At 59.7% G+C, this 16,986-nt stretch carries 15 protein-coding genes; 6 read left to right on the forward strand and 9 right to left on the reverse strand.

Going from position 1 to position 16,986, the window contains the following annotated elements:
• Positions 1–64: 64 nt before the first annotated feature.
• On the forward strand, positions 65–742 hold the full coding sequence (locus SU48_RS02070; protein ID WP_064013797.1) for a V-type ATP synthase subunit D: 678 nt from the start codon (positions 65–67) through the stop codon (positions 740–742).
• 52 nt (positions 743–794) lie between these two features.
• On the opposite strand, the gene SU48_RS02075 is transcribed toward SU48_RS02070, so the two are convergent.
• The 6 genes from SU48_RS02075 to SU48_RS02095 all read right to left on the reverse strand — a co-directional run bounded on the left by SU48_RS02075 (position 795) and on the right by SU48_RS02095 (position 4,645).
• Entirely contained in the window at positions 795–1,376 is a 582-nt protein-coding gene (locus SU48_RS02075) for an HD domain-containing protein (protein WP_231881659.1), read from the reverse strand.
• A complete protein-coding gene (locus tag SU48_RS02080; protein ID WP_064013799.1) occupies positions 1,366–2,334 on the reverse strand; it encodes an NAD(P)H-dependent glycerol-3-phosphate dehydrogenase in 969 nt (322 codons plus the stop codon). The genes SU48_RS02075 and SU48_RS02080 overlap by 11 nt, the downstream gene beginning before the upstream one ends.
• Positions 2,331–3,104, reverse strand: a complete 774-nt coding sequence (locus tag SU48_RS02085; RefSeq protein ID WP_064013800.1) for a class I SAM-dependent DNA methyltransferase — start codon at positions 3,102–3,104, stop codon at positions 2,331–2,333. The genes SU48_RS02080 and SU48_RS02085 overlap by 4 nt, the downstream gene beginning before the upstream one ends.
• Positions 3,105–3,112: 8 nt before the next feature.
• Positions 3,113–3,679, reverse strand: a complete 567-nt coding sequence (locus tag SU48_RS02090) for a DUF1802 family protein (RefSeq protein ID WP_064013801.1) — start codon at positions 3,677–3,679, stop codon at positions 3,113–3,115.
• 44 nt (positions 3,680–3,723) lie between these two features.
• Positions 3,724–4,113, reverse strand: coding sequence for a prepilin-type N-terminal cleavage/methylation domain-containing protein (locus tag SU48_RS13865; RefSeq protein ID WP_082869618.1), 390 nt, complete (start codon positions 4,111–4,113; stop codon positions 3,724–3,726).
• A 148-nt stretch (positions 4,114–4,261) separates the two neighbouring features.
• Positions 4,262–4,645 carry a prepilin-type N-terminal cleavage/methylation domain-containing protein gene (locus SU48_RS02095; protein WP_064013802.1) on the reverse strand — a complete coding sequence of 128 codons (384 nt, stop codon included), beginning with the start codon at positions 4,643–4,645 and terminating at the stop codon, positions 4,262–4,264.
• 424 nt (positions 4,646–5,069) lie between these two features.
• On the opposite strand from SU48_RS02095, the gene dnaB reads away from it, so the two are divergent.
• From dnaB to nrdR, 5 genes are all read left to right on the forward strand, one after another.
• The gene (gene dnaB / locus SU48_RS02100; RefSeq protein ID WP_064013803.1) at positions 5,070–7,667 is read left to right on the forward strand and encodes a replicative DNA helicase; all 2,598 of its coding nucleotides are present in this window, start codon (positions 5,070–5,072) and stop codon (positions 7,665–7,667) included.
• Entirely contained in the window at positions 7,667–8,383 is a 717-nt protein-coding gene (locus SU48_RS02105) for an NUDIX domain-containing protein (RefSeq protein WP_064013804.1), read from the forward strand. Before dnaB ends, SU48_RS02105 begins: the two co-directional genes overlap by 1 nt.
• Before the next feature lie 104 nt (positions 8,384–8,487).
• Positions 8,488–8,709 carry a hypothetical protein gene (locus SU48_RS13870; RefSeq protein ID WP_082869619.1) on the forward strand — a complete coding sequence of 74 codons (222 nt, stop codon included), beginning with the start codon at positions 8,488–8,490 and terminating at the stop codon, positions 8,707–8,709.
• A 209-nt stretch (positions 8,710–8,918) separates the two neighbouring features.
• A complete protein-coding gene (locus SU48_RS02110) occupies positions 8,919–9,632 on the forward strand; it encodes an SDR family NAD(P)-dependent oxidoreductase (RefSeq protein WP_064013805.1) in 714 nt (237 codons plus the stop codon).
• A 148-nt stretch (positions 9,633–9,780) separates the two neighbouring features.
• The gene (gene nrdR / locus SU48_RS02115; RefSeq protein ID WP_064013806.1) at positions 9,781–10,245 is read left to right on the forward strand and encodes a transcriptional regulator NrdR; all 465 of its coding nucleotides are present in this window, start codon (positions 9,781–9,783) and stop codon (positions 10,243–10,245) included.
• Here the strand turns inward: nrdR and SU48_RS02120 are convergent.
• From SU48_RS02120 to SU48_RS02130, 3 genes are all read right to left on the reverse strand, one after another.
• Entirely contained in the window at positions 10,242–11,156 is a 915-nt protein-coding gene (locus tag SU48_RS02120) for a class I SAM-dependent methyltransferase (protein ID WP_064013807.1), read from the reverse strand. The two genes, nrdR and SU48_RS02120, sit on opposite strands and share 4 nt — an antisense overlap.
• Positions 11,156–12,076, reverse strand: a complete 921-nt coding sequence (locus tag SU48_RS02125) for a DMT family transporter (RefSeq protein WP_064013808.1) — start codon at positions 12,074–12,076, stop codon at positions 11,156–11,158. The genes SU48_RS02120 and SU48_RS02125 overlap by 1 nt, the downstream gene beginning before the upstream one ends.
• Before the next feature lie 105 nt (positions 12,077–12,181).
• A complete protein-coding gene (locus tag SU48_RS02130) occupies positions 12,182–16,486 on the reverse strand; it encodes a DUF7933 domain-containing protein (protein WP_082869620.1) in 4,305 nt (1,434 codons plus the stop codon).
• Positions 16,487–16,986: the final 500 nt, after the last annotated feature.

A 16,986-nucleotide genomic window follows, 5' to 3' on the forward strand; every position in this document is an offset into this window, starting at 1 on the left:
TATCCTACGGCTATACCCCACAGCCCACTCCCGACAACCTCACTGACGAAGGAGGTGAATCTATATGGCAGGACAGATCAGCCCCACCCGCAGCGCCCTGCTCGCCAGCAAAGCCAGTTTGAAGACGGCTTCCAGCGGTGCAGACCTGCTCAAGCGCAAGCGTGACGCCCTCATCGGAGAGTTTTTTGCTCTGGTGAAGGACGCGCTCGCCGCCCGCGAGCAACTGAGCGGCGTGAGCAAAGGCGCGTATACCAGCCTGTTCGGGGCCAAAGCGTGGGATAGTCCCGAAGCCGTGGAAAGCCTGAGCTTGGCCACAGGCGGTGAATACACCGTTCAGATGGAAATTCAGAGCATCTACGGCGTGAAAGTGCCCAAGATCGAGGTGCCCGCACGTCCGACTGGCGTGAACTTCAGCCCGATCAACGTCGGCGCACGTACCATTCAGGCGGCAGGCGACTTTGGCGGCGTGATGGAAGCTATCGTGAAGGTGGCCGCCACCGAAACCAAGCTGCGGCGCATCGGCGAGGAAATTAAAAAGACCTCGCGCCGGGTGAACGCGTTGGAGCAAGTGGTCATTCCCGGCATTCAGGACGACATCCGCTTTATTCGCGGCGTTCTGGATCAGCGCGAACGTGAAGAAAGCTTCCGCCTAAAGAAGATCAAGGCGAAGCTGGAACGCGAGAAAGAATTGGAAAAAGCCGCCTCCGCAGCGGCAGGCAGTCACGGCACCGCCGCCGACTGAATCCAGAACCAAGAGAAGCCGTCTCCGTAGGGGGGCGGTTTTTTGTTGGCTGCTAAAGTTTCGCTATCGCCCCCGCCAGATTTACCCGCGCCTGCGCCTCCAGCCCTGCGAATTCCGGCGTCGTAAATATCTGCTCCCGCTCCAAAAATCCCCGCAAGATTTTCTTGCGGCCCATACGGTACAGCAGCCCCGGCACATGCCTATATTCGCGGCGAATGGCGGCGTCGTAGGCGGCAAACGCTTCGGCAGTGGCCCCCAAAATGCTCAGGTCAGCGTCGATGAGGAGGGCTTCGGCGCGGGTGGCGGCGGGTGCGGCGTGCCGGGTGGCCAGAATCAGGGCGTGAATTTCGGCCCGCAGGTCAGCGGGTGCGCCCTGTTCGGCCAGCCAGCCGTCAAACACACCGGCGCTCTGCTGCTCGTTGTCGTGCTTGCGGGGATCGTAAATCAGGTCGTGGCCCCACACCGCCAAAGTCAGTACAGGCGTCAGCACTCGTCTGCTCTCCAGCGCGTGCAGCACGGCCCGCACATGCTCGGCGTCGTGGTAGGCACGGTGGGCCTCGGCGTAGTGGGGGAGGGCAAACGCTTCGGCGCGGGCCAACAAAGTGGCGTCTATTGGAGCAGCGTCATTCATCATGCTCAGCCTTAGCGTCGCGCTCCATCAGGTGGCGGAGGCCCACAGCGGGCGTCCATTCTCCGCTGGCGACACGTGCGACGGCCCGCACAATCGGCAGGTCGTGGCCGTGCGCGGTGGCCCAAGCATCTAGCAGTCCCGCCGTGCGGAGGCCTTCTACCACTTTGCCTCCCTGCGCCGGAGTCTGCCCACGTGCCATCGCTTCCCCGGCGGCGCGGTTGCGGCTGTGTGGGCTGGTTGCCGTTGCCACAAGATCGCCCAGCCCGCTCAGGCCATACACCGTTTCTTCCTGAGCGCCCTGAGACAGCAGATAACGGCCCATTTCGCGCAGCCCGCGTGTGATCAGGGTGGCTTTGGCGTTGTCTCCCAGTTGCAGGCCGTCGCCCAAGCCAGCAGCCAAGGCGATCACGTTTTTCAGCACGCCGCCCAACTCCACGCCCACTTCATCGGTGCTGGTGTACACGCGCAGACTGGGGGTCATCAGGGCGGTTTGCGCGGCGAGGGCCAGAGCTTCATCGGAACTGGCAACGACGGTGGCGGCAGGAAGGCCCCGGCCCACCTCTTCGGCATGGTTGGGGCCACTCAGGACGGCCACCCGCGCAAAACCGAGGCTGCGGGCCAAGTCGGTCAGGCGTCCACCGTCGGGCGCTAGGCCTTTGGCACACAGCACCACGCCCAGCGTGCGGGGCAAGTCGGCCAGCAAATCGGGCACGCCTACGCTGGGCACCACCACCAACGCCCACTCCGCGCCCGCTACTGCTTCCGCTAGATCAGAGGTCAGCCGCACCGATTCGGGCAACAAGATTCCCGGCAGATATTCCCGGTTCTCGCGCACTTCGGCCAAGCGTGCAGCAAAATCGGGGCGTCTGGCCCACAGAGTCGCGGGCTGCCCAGTGCGTGATGCATTCACCGCCAACGCCGTGCCCCACCCACCCGCGCCCAGTACCACTAAGCCGCTCATGCGCCTGCCCAAGCGAACACCCAGACACGCGGCGTCTCGGGCGTGGGCGGGGCGAAGTCCGGGTATTCCACCACTTCCCAGCGGTCAAAACCTGCCTCGTCCAGCAATGCCTCTATCTCGGCAGGGTCGTACCCGCGCTCGCGGTGGGTTTCTACAAATTCCTCGGTGGTGCCGTCAGTATTCAGCACCCGGCAAAAGGCCTGCACCACGCCCACGTCGGCCTCCACGTCATGATGATGAGACCAGTGGTAATGCACCTCGCGCCCATCTTCGGCATGTGCCAAGCCCTCCACGGCGTTGTCTTCCCACAGTTCCCGCACACCAATTTTGGTGTTCAGGTCACAGGCCAGCAACCCACCTGTCCGCAAATGCCCCCGCGCCTGCCGGAACGCCGCGCCCAAGTCGGCGGGGTCAAGCAAGTTGTTCAGGCTGTCGAAGACACAGGTGATCAGGTCGAAGTGCTGGCTCAGTTCGAAGGTTCGCAGGTCGCCCACCTCGAAGGGGATGCTGGGCAGGCGTTGGCGTGCTACACGCAACATTTCGGCGCTGCCATCCAGTCCGGTCACGCTCAGGCCCGCCGCCTGCAACTCACGGGTAAAGCCGCCTGTACCGCACGCCAAATCTAGGGCTGTCAGAGTTGAACCGGCAGGGGCATTGAGGCCGCCGTCACGGGCATACGTCAGCACGAAATCGGCCCACTGGTCATATTCCACATCGGCCATAATCGCGTCGTACACGGCGGCCAACGCGGTAAAAGGGGAGTGCTGCATAGGGGCTACTATAGCGGGGGCGTCTCTGCCAGCCGCGCCTCTATCTCATTCCGTATGCTCTCCAGCTTGGCTACATCCAGCACGGGCCGCCCCGCGTCTACCACTATTTCTCCCAGCGGCACCCAACTGACGCAGCCCAGCATTTGCGGCGTTTCGGGCAGCACCAGCGGCGCACTCAGCGGGCGCACCCGCAGCAGCAGCGCATGAACCCAAGGGCGGCCCCGGTAGGCAAACCGCCGCGAAATGGCGTCGGCGGTCAGCGCCTGCAAGTCGGCCAAGGCCCGCGCCTGCGCTTCCTGCTCCACCTTCCACACGCCCACCACTTCAGCCAACGCTGGCAGCAGAATTGCGCCCGGTTGCGGATCGTCTCGCAACAAGGGCGCAAATTCGGGGCGCAGTTCGGCAGGGTTTTGGTGCAGGAAGGTGGGATACAGCAGGAACGAACGGTGTTCGACTTCAAAGCCGTCGTGCGTTTCCATGATGCCGCCTTTGCGGATCAGGAGGGCGGTTTGGCCGAGGCTGAGGGCTTGGGCTTGGGTATCCCATTCTTTGAGGGCTGTGGTAGGGGAGGGCATGGGGAAAGGGTAGCGCAGAGGCGATTCGGCAATCTTGATGGCAACTACGGCGCAGTACTAGTACCAAACTTCATAGCAGTCCCATCATAAGTATAGTCTGTGCCATTGCGCGTGGTCGCATTAACCACAAAAAAATCCTTATTGGTTGTTCCGAAAATGACTTGGCAAGTACCCGTTTTGACGGATGCTGGTAAGCCCGGATTACCTGAGGCCGCAGTGCAACTCGGTGCTATGATTGGGAGCGCACCCGTTACGGTGTCCCGTTGCGTCTCTACGCCCGTTACGACATCTAGGACGTAAGCTTGCGTTGCTGTGCTAATAGCACGGTTGCGTGCAGCCAATAGGTTAGAGATCAAAACGGTTGCTAGAATACCGACGATGGAGATGACTATGAGTAGTTCAATCAAAGTGAAAGCTTGAGTAGTTTTCTTCATGGCCTAGCTCCTGATGCCAGTGTTTTGCTTCAAGCTATCGACTTCCCTAGTTTTAATTCAAGGGGGGAGATTCTGGTTGGATTACAGATAAGGAAGCAGAGAGCGCCGAATAGTCGTTCGGCGCTCTCTCTGCAGCAAGGCGACTAGATCAGGGAGCGGTGCTGGTTCCGGTCTTAACTTCTTTGCTGTCGTAGGTGTAGTCGGTGTTGTTGATGGAGCTGGCGTTTACGACGAAAGCGTCTTTGTTGGTGGTGCCGAGAATAATCGCGCAAGACTTGACGGAGGCAGGCAGGGCGGTTTTGCCGGTGGCGACGATGCAGGTGGGGGCAGTTGCAGGCAAAGCACCCGTGACGCTATCCCGTTGGGTTTCTACACCAGTAACCACATTACGGATGAACGATTGGGTGGCAGTATCGTTGGCGCGATTACGGGCAGCCAACAGGTTGGGAATCAACACGGCGGCCAGAATACCGATGATGGCGATGACGATCAGCAGCTCGATCAGGGTGAAGCCTTGGGTGTTGTTCTTCATGTGTTCTCCTGGTTGGCCGTCCAGATAAGGGATAAATGGGTCTGGTTGGCCGGGTATGGCGTCAGCTCCTGCGGGTGTCTCCCGCTCTTGCTTGTCCGTACAGTACGGGCTACGTTCTAACAATTCTCTTACCAGAAAGTGAAGAAAGTCATCTTTATGCGTGAGGTGGCCGAGCTCGGGGGTCGGATACAGGGGGCTGTGTCTGGCTCTCGTCAGGGCAGCGGGCCGAAGCAGTGGTATGATGCACGGCAGTTCCGCCTGAGCCTTGCCCGTATTGGGGAGCGTTCCGGCTGAATGGGCGCGGTTTTTCCTGCACCCACCCCGCTTGACCTATATAAATTGTTGACCCGGCACGCGCCACGCCGCTGCTTCCGCATTGTCGGGGCGGCGTTCGGTTGGCCGCTGCCACAGGAGAGGCCACTGCATGGAACTCACGCCACGTGTCCCGCCGCACAGCAACGACGCCGAAATTAGCGTGCTGGGCAGCATTTTGCTCGACAACGATACCTTGGCCCAACTGGGCGATACGGTGTCACCCGAAATGTTTTACCGCGAAGGCCACCGCAAGATTTTTGCGGCCATGCGGACGCTGCAAGAAAAGGGCGAACCCGTTGATCTGGTCACGCTGTCCGAGCATCTGCGGAGTAAAGGCGCACTGGACGATGTAGGCGGCCTGACCTATTTAATTGGTCTGTCGGATCAGGTGCCCACCGCTGCCTACGCCGAGCATTACGCCCGGATCGTGCAGGAAAAGCACACCCTGCGAATGCTGATCAGTGCGTCGGGCAAAGCGATGCAACTCGCCTACGACGCGCAATTGCCCCTAGAAGACCTGCTTGACCGTGCCGAAAAAATGATTTTCGAAGTGGCCGAACAAAAGAAAAAGGGCGAGGCGTTTCAGGCGATGGGCGAGGTGGTGCATAACACCTTCGAATACATCACGTTGCTGCACGCCAATAAGGGCATTCCAGACGGGGTGAGCAGCGGCTTCCGCGATTTAGACGAGCAGATCAGCGGACTCCAGAAAGGCAGTTTGAATGTGTTAGCGGCGAGGCCGAGCATGGGCAAATGCGTCACGGCGTCTACCCTGATCGACGTTCCCGGCACAGGCGAACGCATCACTGTTGAAGCCTTTGTGCAGCGGCAATTGCCCCACGTTCTCAGCGTTGCGCCAGACGGTCGGGTGCGGCAATCGTTGGTAGGCGCATGGATAGACAGTGGGATTAAGGCGGTACGCCGTGTGACCACCCGCACAGGCCGCGTTGTCGAAACCACGCCGCATCATCCCTTTTTGGCCGCCGACGGCTGGACGCCCCTTTATGATCTCAGCGTCGGCAGCAAAATCGCCGTGCCACGCGCCGTGCCCACCTTCGGCACCGATACGTCGTGGAGTATGGAGCGGGTGCGCTTGCTGGCGTACCTGTTGGCAGAAGGTGGCCTGACCCAAAGTAGCCCCCGCTGGACGAACGCTGACCCCGTGCTGGTGGAAGATTTCCGCGCTTGCCTTGCCACCGAATTCCCCGAATTGACCATGCAAGCCGACGCCCGCACCGGCATCGACTACCGCCTGAGCAGAAGTTGGGCGGCGGGCGAGCGCAAAGACCGTGCAAATCCCCTGACTGATTGGCTTAGGGACTTGGGCGTATGGGGCAAGCTGGCCGATGCCAAACGTTTTCCGGCGGCAGTGTGGCAATGGGATCGCGCTCGCCTCGCGGAGTTTTTGCGCGTGCTGCTCAGTTGCGATGGTACGATTTATGCTCTTGGCAAGGCGGGATATGGGCGCATCGAATTCACGGTGGCTTCCGAGGCGCTCGCGCAGGACGTGCATCATGCTTTCGTGCGCTTTGGGTTGGTGGCGAAGCTGTGGCAAAAAACCAGACGGTCTTGGCGTGTCGAATTGACCGAAGCCCGTGGCATGGCCGATTATCAGACCCAGATTGGTTGGCTGGGCGAGAAGGCTGGGCGGGTGTTCGCCCTGTCTCCCGCCACGCGCTCCAACGTGGGCCACTTGCCGCAAGCGGCTTGGGCGCAGGTGCGGCGTGCAGCAGCGGTGCGCGGCCTGAGCCTGAGTGCGGTGGCGCGGGCCGCAGGCGAAAGGGTGGGCGAGGGCTTCAATCCACATACGCGCCGGGGTTTGCCTGTCGTGCGAGCCGCCCGCTACGCCGCTGTGCTAGACGATCCTCATCTGACTTTGCTGGGCAGTGACGCGCTTTATTGGGATGAAATTATCAGCATCGAGGATGCCGGAGAGCAGCAGGTGTACGACCTGACCGTGCCCGGCGATGCCAACTTTATAGCTGCCGATATCTGTCTGCATAACACGGCCTTCGCGCTCTCCATCGCCCAAAACGTGGCCCTGCGCGGCGAGAAATCGGTGGCCGTGTTCAGCCTAGAGATGCCCGCCGTGCAACTGGCCCTGCGAATGCTGTGCAGTGAAGCGCGGGTAGACATGAACCGCATTCGCAGCGGGCAACTGAACGAGCGCGATTTTGAGCGGTTGGCGCACGCCGCAGGCCGTCTTGCCGAAGCGCCGATGATCATCGACGATGAACCGGATTTGACCCTGAACGGCCTCAGAAGCAAGTTGCGCCGGATTTCTGCACAGCATGGGCAACTGGGACTGGTCGTCATCGATTACCTGCAACTGATGTCGGGCGGCAAAAGCAGTGGCGGCAGTGACAATAGACAGCAGGAAATCAGTACGATTTCGCGTGGCTTAAAGGGGTTGGCGCGTGAGTTGGAAGTGCCGATCATGGTACTCAGCCAGCTGAGCCGCGCCGTAGAGCAGAGGCCCAATCATAGGCCGATGTTGTCTGATTTGCGTGAATCGGGGGCCATTGAGCAGGACGCTGACATCGTGATGTTTATTTACCGCGACGAGTATTACAACAAAGAAACCGATCAACAAGGGATTGCCGAAATTATTATTGGCAAGCAGCGCAACGGGCCGGTGGGAACGGTCAAGTTGCAGTTTCATAGCGCACATGTCCGGTTTAATGACCTTGCGCCGGAGGGTGTGTAATGCCAGAAGAAGCAGTGAAAACAGCAGGCCAAGGCGCGGGCAGACGGCGCAGACGCAGGCGCACCCCCAAAGCGCCCGACGGCGGCAGCGGTTCGGCCAATTTGCAGCAGTCGGGGCAGTTGCGGCCCGGTCAGGTGTCGAACGCCACCGCCGCGCCCATTCCCGCCGTGCCCAACAAACGCGGCCAAAAGCGCCCGCTGGCCGAACCCCGGATCGGTGTGGGCTGCATCATCATGCGCGGAGACGAGATTTTGCTGGTGCGCGAGCGCGGGCGGTGGAGTTTGCCCAAGGGCGGCCTAGAGGCAGGCGAGCTGATTCAGGAAGGTGCACGCCGCGAAACCTTTGAAGAAACGGGATTGATCGTGGAACTGCGGGATTTGGCCTTCATCGTGGAGTTTCAGGCGCAGACGTGGGGCCACCACCTTCAGTTTTTCTACACGGGCCGCGAGGTGGGCGGCAAGCTAGAGCCGCGTGACCCAGACCGCGACGTGCAGGAAGCCCGCTTTATTCCCATCCGGCAACTGCGCGAATTCATCCGCTTCCGGCCCCGCTTGCTGGCCTTAGAAACGTGGTTGCGCGAGCGGCGGCCCCGCCATTTCGTGTTTAATCTGGACAAGGAACCCGCCATGCTCCGCAAACGGCGGCGCGTGGGCGAGGGCCTGCCCAGCGGTTCGCAATTTGACCTGACGGACGACGGGGACGAAGTAGATTTGTAGGAATGCGCTGAGTGGGAAAGCACGGATGAGAGCAGGGTTTTGCCCTTCCCACTCACCACAATCCACTCACCACTTGCTGCTTTTAAATCTGTTACTATCAGAATATGAAACAGGTTTTACGTAAGAGTTTAGGCGGAGAGGGGGTGGAATCCTTGCCTGCCAGTGGGCGCGGCTATGCCCATGTGTGCCCTAAATGCGGTCAGGCCCTGACCCTGCACGACCTGCGGGACGGCGATCAGGCGTATTGGTGCCACGCCTGCAATGTCGGCCACCGCGCCAGCGATCCGCCTGCACGGGCGTTCAGGCCGTTGCCGCAAGCGGGCTAAATCGGATTGAAGCTGCGTGTAACCCCCCAGTCTGCTTCGCAGCCAGCCCCCCTTGAGGGGAGTGCAAAATCTTTAGTCCTCCCCTCTCCTGCGGAGCTTTTCAAGTCTAAGGGGGCGTTGCATAGCAACGGGGGGGTTCACCTTCTAACCCAGCTTCAAAACGCCTTCCAGCCCACTCAAATCCCCACATCGGCTATGCTAAGTCCCTCATGACGCGCCCCACAGATTCGCAGGCCAAGCCGCCGCACCCGTTGGCTGGTCAGGTTATCGCGGTCACCAGTGCGGATCAGGGCTACGGGCGGGCCATCAGCGGGGCGTTGGCGCAGGCGGGGGCCAGCATTGTCCTCATCGGCGGCAACAGCGAAACGCTGGCATCGGCGGCCAGCACGCTAGAACACGCGGGTGGCACGGCCATTCCCATCAAGGCCGACGTAGACGTACCGCTGGATTGGCTCAGTGCCCAGAACCGCATTCTGGATATTTTCGGCTCGCTGCACGGCATCGTTCATCTGGCCGATAAGCGCGCCCACAGCAACTTTACGATGCTGACCGAGGGCGAATGGATGGACTTGTTCAACTGCAACGTGAAGAGCAGCGTGGCGATTGCCCAGATTTTGCGCCGCCGCCTGCCCGGAGCGTGGCTGACGATCATCGGGCCGCATCTAGACGACACAGGCCTGCAAGTCCATCCCCAGCGCGGCGCGATTCGCGGCCTCGTGGAGAATGCTTACACCGAGGATTTGCGAATCAACATGATCTTGCCGGGGCGGGCCAGTTCCGGGGAAGACGCCCTAGACCGCCCGGTGGCCGAAAGCGTGATGGCGCTCGCTACGCCCGCCCTCGCCCACCTGCGCGGCAATATCATCGACGTGCCGCTCGCTCCCATTCCCAAACTGCGCGTCACGGAACCGCAGCCTTTCTGATGGCTGGTGTTTCTATGGTATGGATTCCGGCCATTCCGTTATCCTCCGGGAAAATGCCGGAGGCTAACTTCATTCTGGAATCCGTATTTTTCCTACTCGCTTTGCTCGAATTGCCCAGTTCTTTCATCACTGTTCAATCGGAATTCCGATGAAGTGCCCCTACTGCTCCGCGCCCGATAGTAAAGTCGTGAATTCCCGGCCCAGCGACGAGGGGGCCAGCATTCGCCGTCGCCGCGAGTGCCTGAGCTGTGCGCGGCGTTTTACCACCTACGAACGTGCCCAATTGGAGCCGCTGATGGTGGTCAAACGCAGTGGCCCCCGCGAAGCGTTCAACCCTGACAAGCTGCTGCGCGGCCTGACCCTCGCCACCGAGAAGCGTCCGGTAGACCCCGATGTGCTGCGGGCCTTCGCTTATGGCTTTGAAGACGATGTGCAACTCGGAGAGATTCCCAGCACCGAAATCGGGCGGCGGGCCATGACGTTTCTGCGCCCACTGGACGGTGTGGCCTACATCCGTTTTGCCAGCGTGTACCGAGAGTTCGACAGCTTGGAACGGTTCATCGAGGAAATTCAGGGGTTGAAGGATAAGGAAGAGGGCGACGAGACAGCCTAAAACTCCAACCCCGTCGGCGTCTCCATGCCCGCCGGAATCGCCGTCACCAGCACTTCATATTTGCCCGTCACGAACACTTTGAAGCCGTGCTTTTGCAGTTGGCGGCGGGCCTGCGTCACGTCGGCGCACAGCAGGCTCAGGTCAGGGCGGGCGTAGTTTTTCATGCGTGCGCCGTAGCTGAGGTGACCGCCCAAGTAGCGGGCGTTGGGAAAGCCCAGAATCAGGCCACCGGTGTGGGTCAAGTGGTGGCGGCGAATGGCCCCCAGCAAGTCGTGTGGTACGACACCGGGGCTTTGCAACAGACTCAGGGCCAGCACCAAGTCGAAGGTTCCCAGTTCGGGCAGGGGCAGCGTGTTCACGTCCAGCACGCGGAAGCTGAAGTTGGGAGACCGGGCGCGGGCAGCGGTGAGGGCGCTTTCATCCACATCTACGCCCAAGACCTCGAAGGTTCGGTCTGCAAAGGCCAAAGCCAAAGCGTCCAGTTCGCGGCCCGCGTTGACGCCCAGTGCCAGTACGCGGCCACCACTGGGTGGATTCACACGGCGCAGGGCTTCCACGAAGGTGGCCAGAAACACTGGGTCTTCCAACTTGTTCACCCGCGCCCAGTCGCCGTCTGTGCCGTAGCCCGCTGCATCGGGGGCAGGGGTGGGCGCGTACCGTTGAATGGTCAGGCGAATCTGGCCCGCGCCCAAGATTTCGGGCGTGTGCAAGTGTGCGCCCAGCAAGTCGGCCAAATCTGTCCACACACTCAGCGGGCGGTGAATGCCTGCACTCGTGGCCTCGCCCGCGTAGAGGCCCAGCCCCAGATCGGGGTCAGGCACAGTGAAGGTCACGCGGCCTGTATCCACCAGCACGCGGCGCAGGGCGGGCAAGATCAGGCTCATCGGCTCGGACTTGAAGGCCAATTCCATCAAGTATCAGCCTGCGCGGTGGGCGTCGGCGTTTCTGGGTGGGGAGTGGTGCCCGAACGCTGGCTCAGTACCGTGGCGACCACCACCAACAGCCCGCCCAGTGCGCCGCGCAGGCCCACTTTTTCCCCGATCAGGGCGTAGCTGAAGGCAGTGGCCGTCACGGGTTCCAGCGCATAGATCAGGCTGGCTTCGGCGGCGCTGACGTGGCGTTGGCCGACGGTTTGCAGCAGTGTGGTGAGGGCAGTGGCGGCGATGCCCAGATACAGCAGCGGTGCCCAAGCTTGAGGCGGGGGCCAGAGGGTGTTTGGCGCGGCAACTGCGGCCCACAGCCACGCCACCGCCGTGACCGACACCAGTTGCGCCACCGTAAACGGCAGGGCGGCGTGCCGGTGCGCCAGCCGCTCCAGCGTGATGATGAACCCGGCGTAGGTGACGGCACAGGCCAGCGCCCAAGCGTCGCCCACCACCAACGCGCCGCCTTCCCAAGACAGCAGCCCCAGCCCCAGCAGTGCCAGCGGCAACGCCCCCCACAGCGTCAACGGCAGTGGGCGACGCTGAGCAAACGTGAGCCACACCGGAACCAAAATCACGCTCAGGGCGGTAAAAAACGCCGCCCGGTTCGCCCCGGTGGTTTGCAGCGCGATGGTTTGCGTGCCGTACCCGGCGATCAGCCACAGCCCCAGAATGAAGCCGTCTTTGAGCAGGCTGGAATCTGAGGTTTTTGCAACAGCGCCCACCTCTAACGCCGGACGGTACAGTAGCAAGGCTGGAGCTAAGGCCACCGTCGCAATCAGGAAACGCCACGCGATCAGCACGCTGGGTTCCAACACCTCGCCCAAGGTTTTGACCACCGCGAAGGTGCTGCCCCACAGGGCCGTGACCAGAATCAGCAAGAGCACACCGCGCGTGTGAGAAGACATCACCGGGGATTGTACGCGCAATGCCCACCCGCAAGAACAACAGTTTCGGCTCCACCGCCTGCGCTGGGCAGACAGGTGGAGCCGGAACAGGGGAGGGGGGGCGCTTTAGCGGATGGCTCCTCTGAAGCAGGCCGTGCCGCTTACTCCGGCAGCTAGGGTGCCGAGGTTGACCGTCATCACACCGCTGTTGGGCGTTCCGTTGCTGGTTCCGGCCACGTCGGTCAGGCTGCCGCTGGCACTGGTCAGGTAGCTGGTCATGCCTGCGCGGGTCAGCTTGACGCCGTAGCCGCTGCCCGCAAAGCCAGCTGTATTGGCGTCGGTGTCGTAGCCGTAGGTCGGAGCCGCCGATGCACCCGACAGCAGGGGCTTCACGTTGGCCGGAACAGGATCGGTGAGGACAAAGTTGGGCAGGGCCGCACCGCCGTAGTTTTGAAAGTCGATGCAGTATTCCAGCACGTGAGTAGGGAGGCCTGTGCCGGTGCTGCTGAACGGGCCGGAGGTGGTCGAGAGGGTCAGGTTCCGTACCTTCTTGGTCAGCTCGACCAAGACCAGATTCGTGGTGGCGTTGGCGGCCGTGGTTCCCATGACATTGCTGGCACTCACAGTGGCCGTGTTCGTCACGCTGGGCTGCGGCGCGGTTTTGATGAGGGCGGCGGAAGGCATTTTCAGCGTAATGGTCACCGTTTTGCTGTTGCCTGCCGTGGCCGGAATGCTGCCCAGCGCCCAAGTGTAGCTGCTGCCGGTCGGCGTGGGCGTAACCGTGGCTCCGGTGGCATCGGTGGCCGAGACGAGGGTCGTGTTGGCCGGAAGGGTGTCGGTCAGAGAAACGCCCGTGGCTGCCACAGCTCCGGTGTTGGTCACGGTCAGGGTGTAGACCACGTTCGCATCCGGTCTGGCGGCGGCGGCACCCGTTTTGGTCAGGGTCAGCGTGGTGGTCAGGGTGGCCGACACCAGATCGCTGTCGCTGGCGCTGTTGTTGGCGGCCACCGTATCCGTGACTCCAGCGGGGGCAGTGATCGTGGCCGTGTTGGTCACGGTGGTGCCCACGGCTGCTGTCACGTTGGCGGTCACGTCGATCTCGTAGAACGCTCCTCTGGCCAGCAGCGGAAGGGCCACTCCCACGCCGTTTTCCAAATTCGCAGCGGTGGGCGCGGCGGTGCAGGCGTTGCCAGCGGCAGCGGTGCAGGTCACCGCAGATTTGGTCAGACCCGTGGCAACATCATCTCTGAGGAGTGCGCCCGTAACACTGGTAGAGCCGTTGTTGGTGACGCGAATGGTGTAGGTGGTGGTGCTGCTCGGCAGCAAGCCCGTTGCGCCGTTGCTTTTGGTGATGCCGAGGTCAGCGAAGGAGAAGCCGAAATCGGGGCCGATGTTGGTGCCGCTGACGTAATTGGGCGTGCCCGTCACGGGGGCGTTGTTGGGGGTCAGGAGGCTGTAGCCTGCCGGAACCGTGTTGACCTCACCGCTATATGAGCCGTCTTCGACATGCACGAAATAGCTGAAACCGGGGGGCGGGGGCGGCACGTTGGTAAAGACGTACTTGCCGGTGTCGCTGCCGACACCTGTGATGGTCTTGGCGACGGTCACGGGGTTGCCGTTGGAATCCGTGTACTGCAAGTCCACCGTGACTCCGGCGGGCAACTGAGGCTCGGCTGGATTCTGGAAGGAGAGGCTGTTGTCGGTGTCGCCGTACAGGAAGCCGCTGAGCGTATTGACATAGGTGCCCTGACACTGGTTCAGGCTCAGTTGGTCGAAGGCCAGATCGTTGCCTGTGGCGGCGGGTACGCGGCTGACCACCTTGAAGGTCGCTGTCGTGGAATTGCCGCTGTTGAAGACGAAGCCCGCCCGACGCCAAGTCGCTTGAACGTCTTGAGGAATATTGCCTGTGCGGAAATATGACGCGCCGTTGACGAAGAAGTCGATGTTGGGCAGCACGAAACCGGTCTGATTGTTGTCGATCACGTTGGAGAACAGACCGAGAAGTTGGTAGTTCGTGTAGGGAGTCAGGCCAGCAATGGTCGTCTGAATGATGGTCGCGCCGGGCGTGGCCCCGTTGATCAGCAGGAAGCGTCCGGTGTCCGCGTCGCTGCTGGCGACTCCTGATCCGGTTCCCGTGACCGTGATGGGCGTCAGAGAGTCTGACCAGGTGCTGTAGATTCGTGGGCTACCGAGGCGGTTGACCAGCGAGAGCGAGCCGTCGCCGGGGCCACCAGTGGATACCTGCGTATAGCCGTAGCCCAGAGTGGCAGCTGGATAAGGCCACGCGGCGGGCGAACGGGTATTGGTGCTGGCGACGAGGGGATCGCTGGTACTGACGCCGAAAGTTCCGTTGTTGAAATCGGTGACCAGATTGCTGCCCGTGCCGGTGTTTCCGGCCAGAGCGGAGCAGATGGCTGGCGTGGTGGGCGTGTAAGGAAGCGTGACCGTATCGGTATCGTCGGCAGTGTTGTTGGTCAAGTCCGGGTCGGTTGTCCCAGAGGGTGCATCTACTGTGGCCCTGTTGATCACTGTGCCGCTTGTTGCCGTCACATCGGCGGTGACCAAAATCTCATAGAACGCGCTGCTCGCTAGAAGAGGCAAGCTGACACCTAATGGGTCTTCAAGTGCAGCACTAGTAGGTGCAGTAGCGCAGACATTACTTGTGGCCGTGGAGCAGGCGACTGTCGTTTTGCTCAGGCCAGTGGCGGGAGCGTCTTTAAGGACGGCTCCGGTGACATTGTTCGGCCCGCCGTTGGTCACCCGGACGGTGTAGGTAGTCTTAGTGCCCGTCAGAATGCTGCTCACGCCATCCGAGTTGGTGATGGATAGGTTGGCGATTTTGGAGGTGTTGGTCAAGTTGCAAGTAATCACGTCGTTTCCGTTGGGCGTGATGCTGAAGCTCTGGCCTACACTGCTTGGATTGGGTAGTACGGTGGCACTGCCAGTGTTTGCGTTGGTGCAAGTTATCGCAGTGCTGTAGTCGGCCAGAGTCGAAGGCCCTGTCGCCATAATTTCGGTCAGGGTGTAGGTCGTGCCCGCGGCAAGGGTGGTAGCAGAAGTAGATGCTGTCGAGTTGCTTCCTGTCGTTGTCGCGCTGGCTGTTATGGTGTTTCCATTCTTAATCTGCACCGTGAATTGGTCAGTGGCGGCGTTGCGTCCGGGGACGGCAATAGTCTTGGTCAGGGTGAGGGTGGGCTGTGCCAAAACTCTAAAAGTGGCGGTGGCTGCAGTGGCATTTGTTCCAGTGGTGGTATTGAGGCTGTCTGCTCCGATGGTGTTGACATAATTCCCTACACCTGTAGCAGTCACATCTACTCTTAATGTACATCCACCCGCTGGGATACGGGCACCTGCCGCCAATCTAACGCTGCTACTTCCTGCTGCGGCTGTAATGGTATTGCCAGAAATATTGCATGTGCCACCCAAGCCGTTAGGGGCGGCTACAACCATGTTGGTCGGTAAAGTATCCAGCAAGTCTGCTTGCAGATATACGGGTGCCAAATTGCTGTTATTGACATTGATTGTCAGAGTTGTGGTTCCTGATGTGCCAACGATAGAAGTGGGCGAGAAGCTTTTAGTGAGTGTAGGACGGTCAGGCAGCGTAGGGCAACCGCCTAAATCTGTTAAACCGGTTGATGACCCCTCTAAGGTTGTAATGCCAGTAGTAGGGTCAATTTTATAAATTCCGGGCGCTCCGGTTGTCGGGCCAGTTCCACTACTGATCAAGAACGTTCCAGTGAGAGGATCAATGACTAATCCGTTTGCACTCCCAGTCCATTGGGTCGTTGCATTCTGTCTAATTGCAACTGGAGAAGAGAGTTGTCCAGTTGATAGATTCAACCTCCACAGGAATGATCCGTTGTTAAGACCGCTTGGAACTGTGGTTGTTTGTGCAATGACATAGGCCTGACCAAGAGAATTGATAGCAAAGTCCCCGTTGCCAGATATCGTGTTGACCAAAACATAGCCGCTAGGCGGCACAAATGATCTGTAACTTCCCCCGACTATAGCTCCTGTCGTCAGATCCACTTGGCCGTAAGTTCCTTCCGCGCTATAGACATAATAGTTTCCTGCCGCGTCTGTCGTTCCACCAATAATATTGAGGGGAGGGGGATTGAGCACACCGCTAGCGATAGTATCAATTCCCGTATTGATATCAAGCTTATGAACACTGTTGTTCACTCGGTCAATATAGTAAACAAATGCGTTATTTGGATTTTGGGCTATCGCATTCGAGTTATTTGATGCAGCTTGAAAAATCGCAACGGGTGTATTCGTTAGGTCATTAAAAAACCCGATCTGATTTGTAGAAGAATTAGAAATTGTATACGTCGCTGTACAATATGATGGAGCTGCCATTGCTGTACCTGACACGGCAGCAGCAATGGCAAAAGTTTTGAGAATGTTTTTTAGAGACTTAGATAGGGTCATGTAATTTTATACTCCTTGCTTCTCGAGATGACAAAACTTACTTGGCTGTGTAGAAAGACCGTTTAGACTATTTATTACCAATGATCATCTGCTTTAAATGTGCTACATCAGGGCAAATCTTTGATGTCCACGTGACTCTTTAGTCTGTTTATCTGAAATTTACTAACCGTTTCAAGCAAATATGAATGTAATTTAATAAAGAAGGATCACTCGGTGTGTTGAATCACTGTTTAGCTAGGGTGTCTTCTCGGCAGACCAAAAATTCTATTAAGGGTGATGACAGCTAGAGTTGATTAAAGTTTGGGGGTCTACCACAAATCGGAGCTTAGCTAACCTTTTCTTGTCGAAGCGTCACAGGCGGCTATGAATGAGTGAAGAATTGCATCTTCGCACTGTGTATATGCCACTCATATATAAATAACCGACCTCTTCTTTAATAAGTGAGACGTAGTATAATTAAAAATTATTAATAATGTAGATGAATATTCCCCTAAATGACA

The organism is Deinococcus puniceus, from assembly GCF_001644565.1.
GTDB classification, from domain to species: domain Bacteria; phylum Deinococcota; class Deinococci; order Deinococcales; family Deinococcaceae; genus Deinococcus; species Deinococcus puniceus.

Excerpts from the sequence above, each read along its gene's own strand:
- SU48_RS02070 (WP_064013797.1), top strand. The coding sequence starts at position 65 with ATGGCAGGACAGATCAGCCCCACCCGCAGCGCCCTGCTCGCCAGCAAA.
- SU48_RS02075 (WP_231881659.1), bottom strand. The coding sequence starts at position 1,376 with ATGATGAATGACGCTGCTCCAATAGACGCCACTTTGTTGGCCCGCGCC.
- SU48_RS02080 (WP_064013799.1), bottom strand. The coding sequence starts at position 2,334 with ATGAGCGGCTTAGTGGTACTGGGCGCGGGTGGGTGGGGCACGGCGTTG.
- SU48_RS02085 (WP_064013800.1), bottom strand. The coding sequence starts at position 3,104 with ATGCAGCACTCCCCTTTTACCGCGTTGGCCGCCGTGTACGACGCGATT.
- SU48_RS02090 (WP_064013801.1), bottom strand. The coding sequence starts at position 3,679 with ATGCCCTCCCCTACCACAGCCCTCAAAGAATGGGATACCCAAGCCCAA.
- SU48_RS13865 (WP_082869618.1), bottom strand. The coding sequence starts at position 4,113 with ATGAAGAAAACTACTCAAGCTTTCACTTTGATTGAACTACTCATAGTC.
- SU48_RS02095 (WP_064013802.1), bottom strand. The coding sequence starts at position 4,645 with ATGAAGAACAACACCCAAGGCTTCACCCTGATCGAGCTGCTGATCGTC.
- dnaB (WP_064013803.1), top strand. The coding sequence starts at position 5,070 with ATGGAACTCACGCCACGTGTCCCGCCGCACAGCAACGACGCCGAAATT.
- SU48_RS02105 (WP_064013804.1), top strand. The coding sequence starts at position 7,667 with ATGCCAGAAGAAGCAGTGAAAACAGCAGGCCAAGGCGCGGGCAGACGG.
- SU48_RS13870 (WP_082869619.1), top strand. The coding sequence starts at position 8,488 with ATGAAACAGGTTTTACGTAAGAGTTTAGGCGGAGAGGGGGTGGAATCC.
- SU48_RS02110 (WP_064013805.1), top strand. The coding sequence starts at position 8,919 with ATGACGCGCCCCACAGATTCGCAGGCCAAGCCGCCGCACCCGTTGGCT.
- nrdR (WP_064013806.1), top strand. The coding sequence starts at position 9,781 with ATGAAGTGCCCCTACTGCTCCGCGCCCGATAGTAAAGTCGTGAATTCC.
- SU48_RS02120 (WP_064013807.1), bottom strand. The coding sequence starts at position 11,156 with ATGGAATTGGCCTTCAAGTCCGAGCCGATGAGCCTGATCTTGCCCGCC.
- SU48_RS02125 (WP_064013808.1), bottom strand. The coding sequence starts at position 12,076 with ATGTCTTCTCACACGCGCGGTGTGCTCTTGCTGATTCTGGTCACGGCC.
- SU48_RS02130 (WP_082869620.1), bottom strand. The coding sequence starts at position 16,486 with ATGACCCTATCTAAGTCTCTAAAAAACATTCTCAAAACTTTTGCCATT.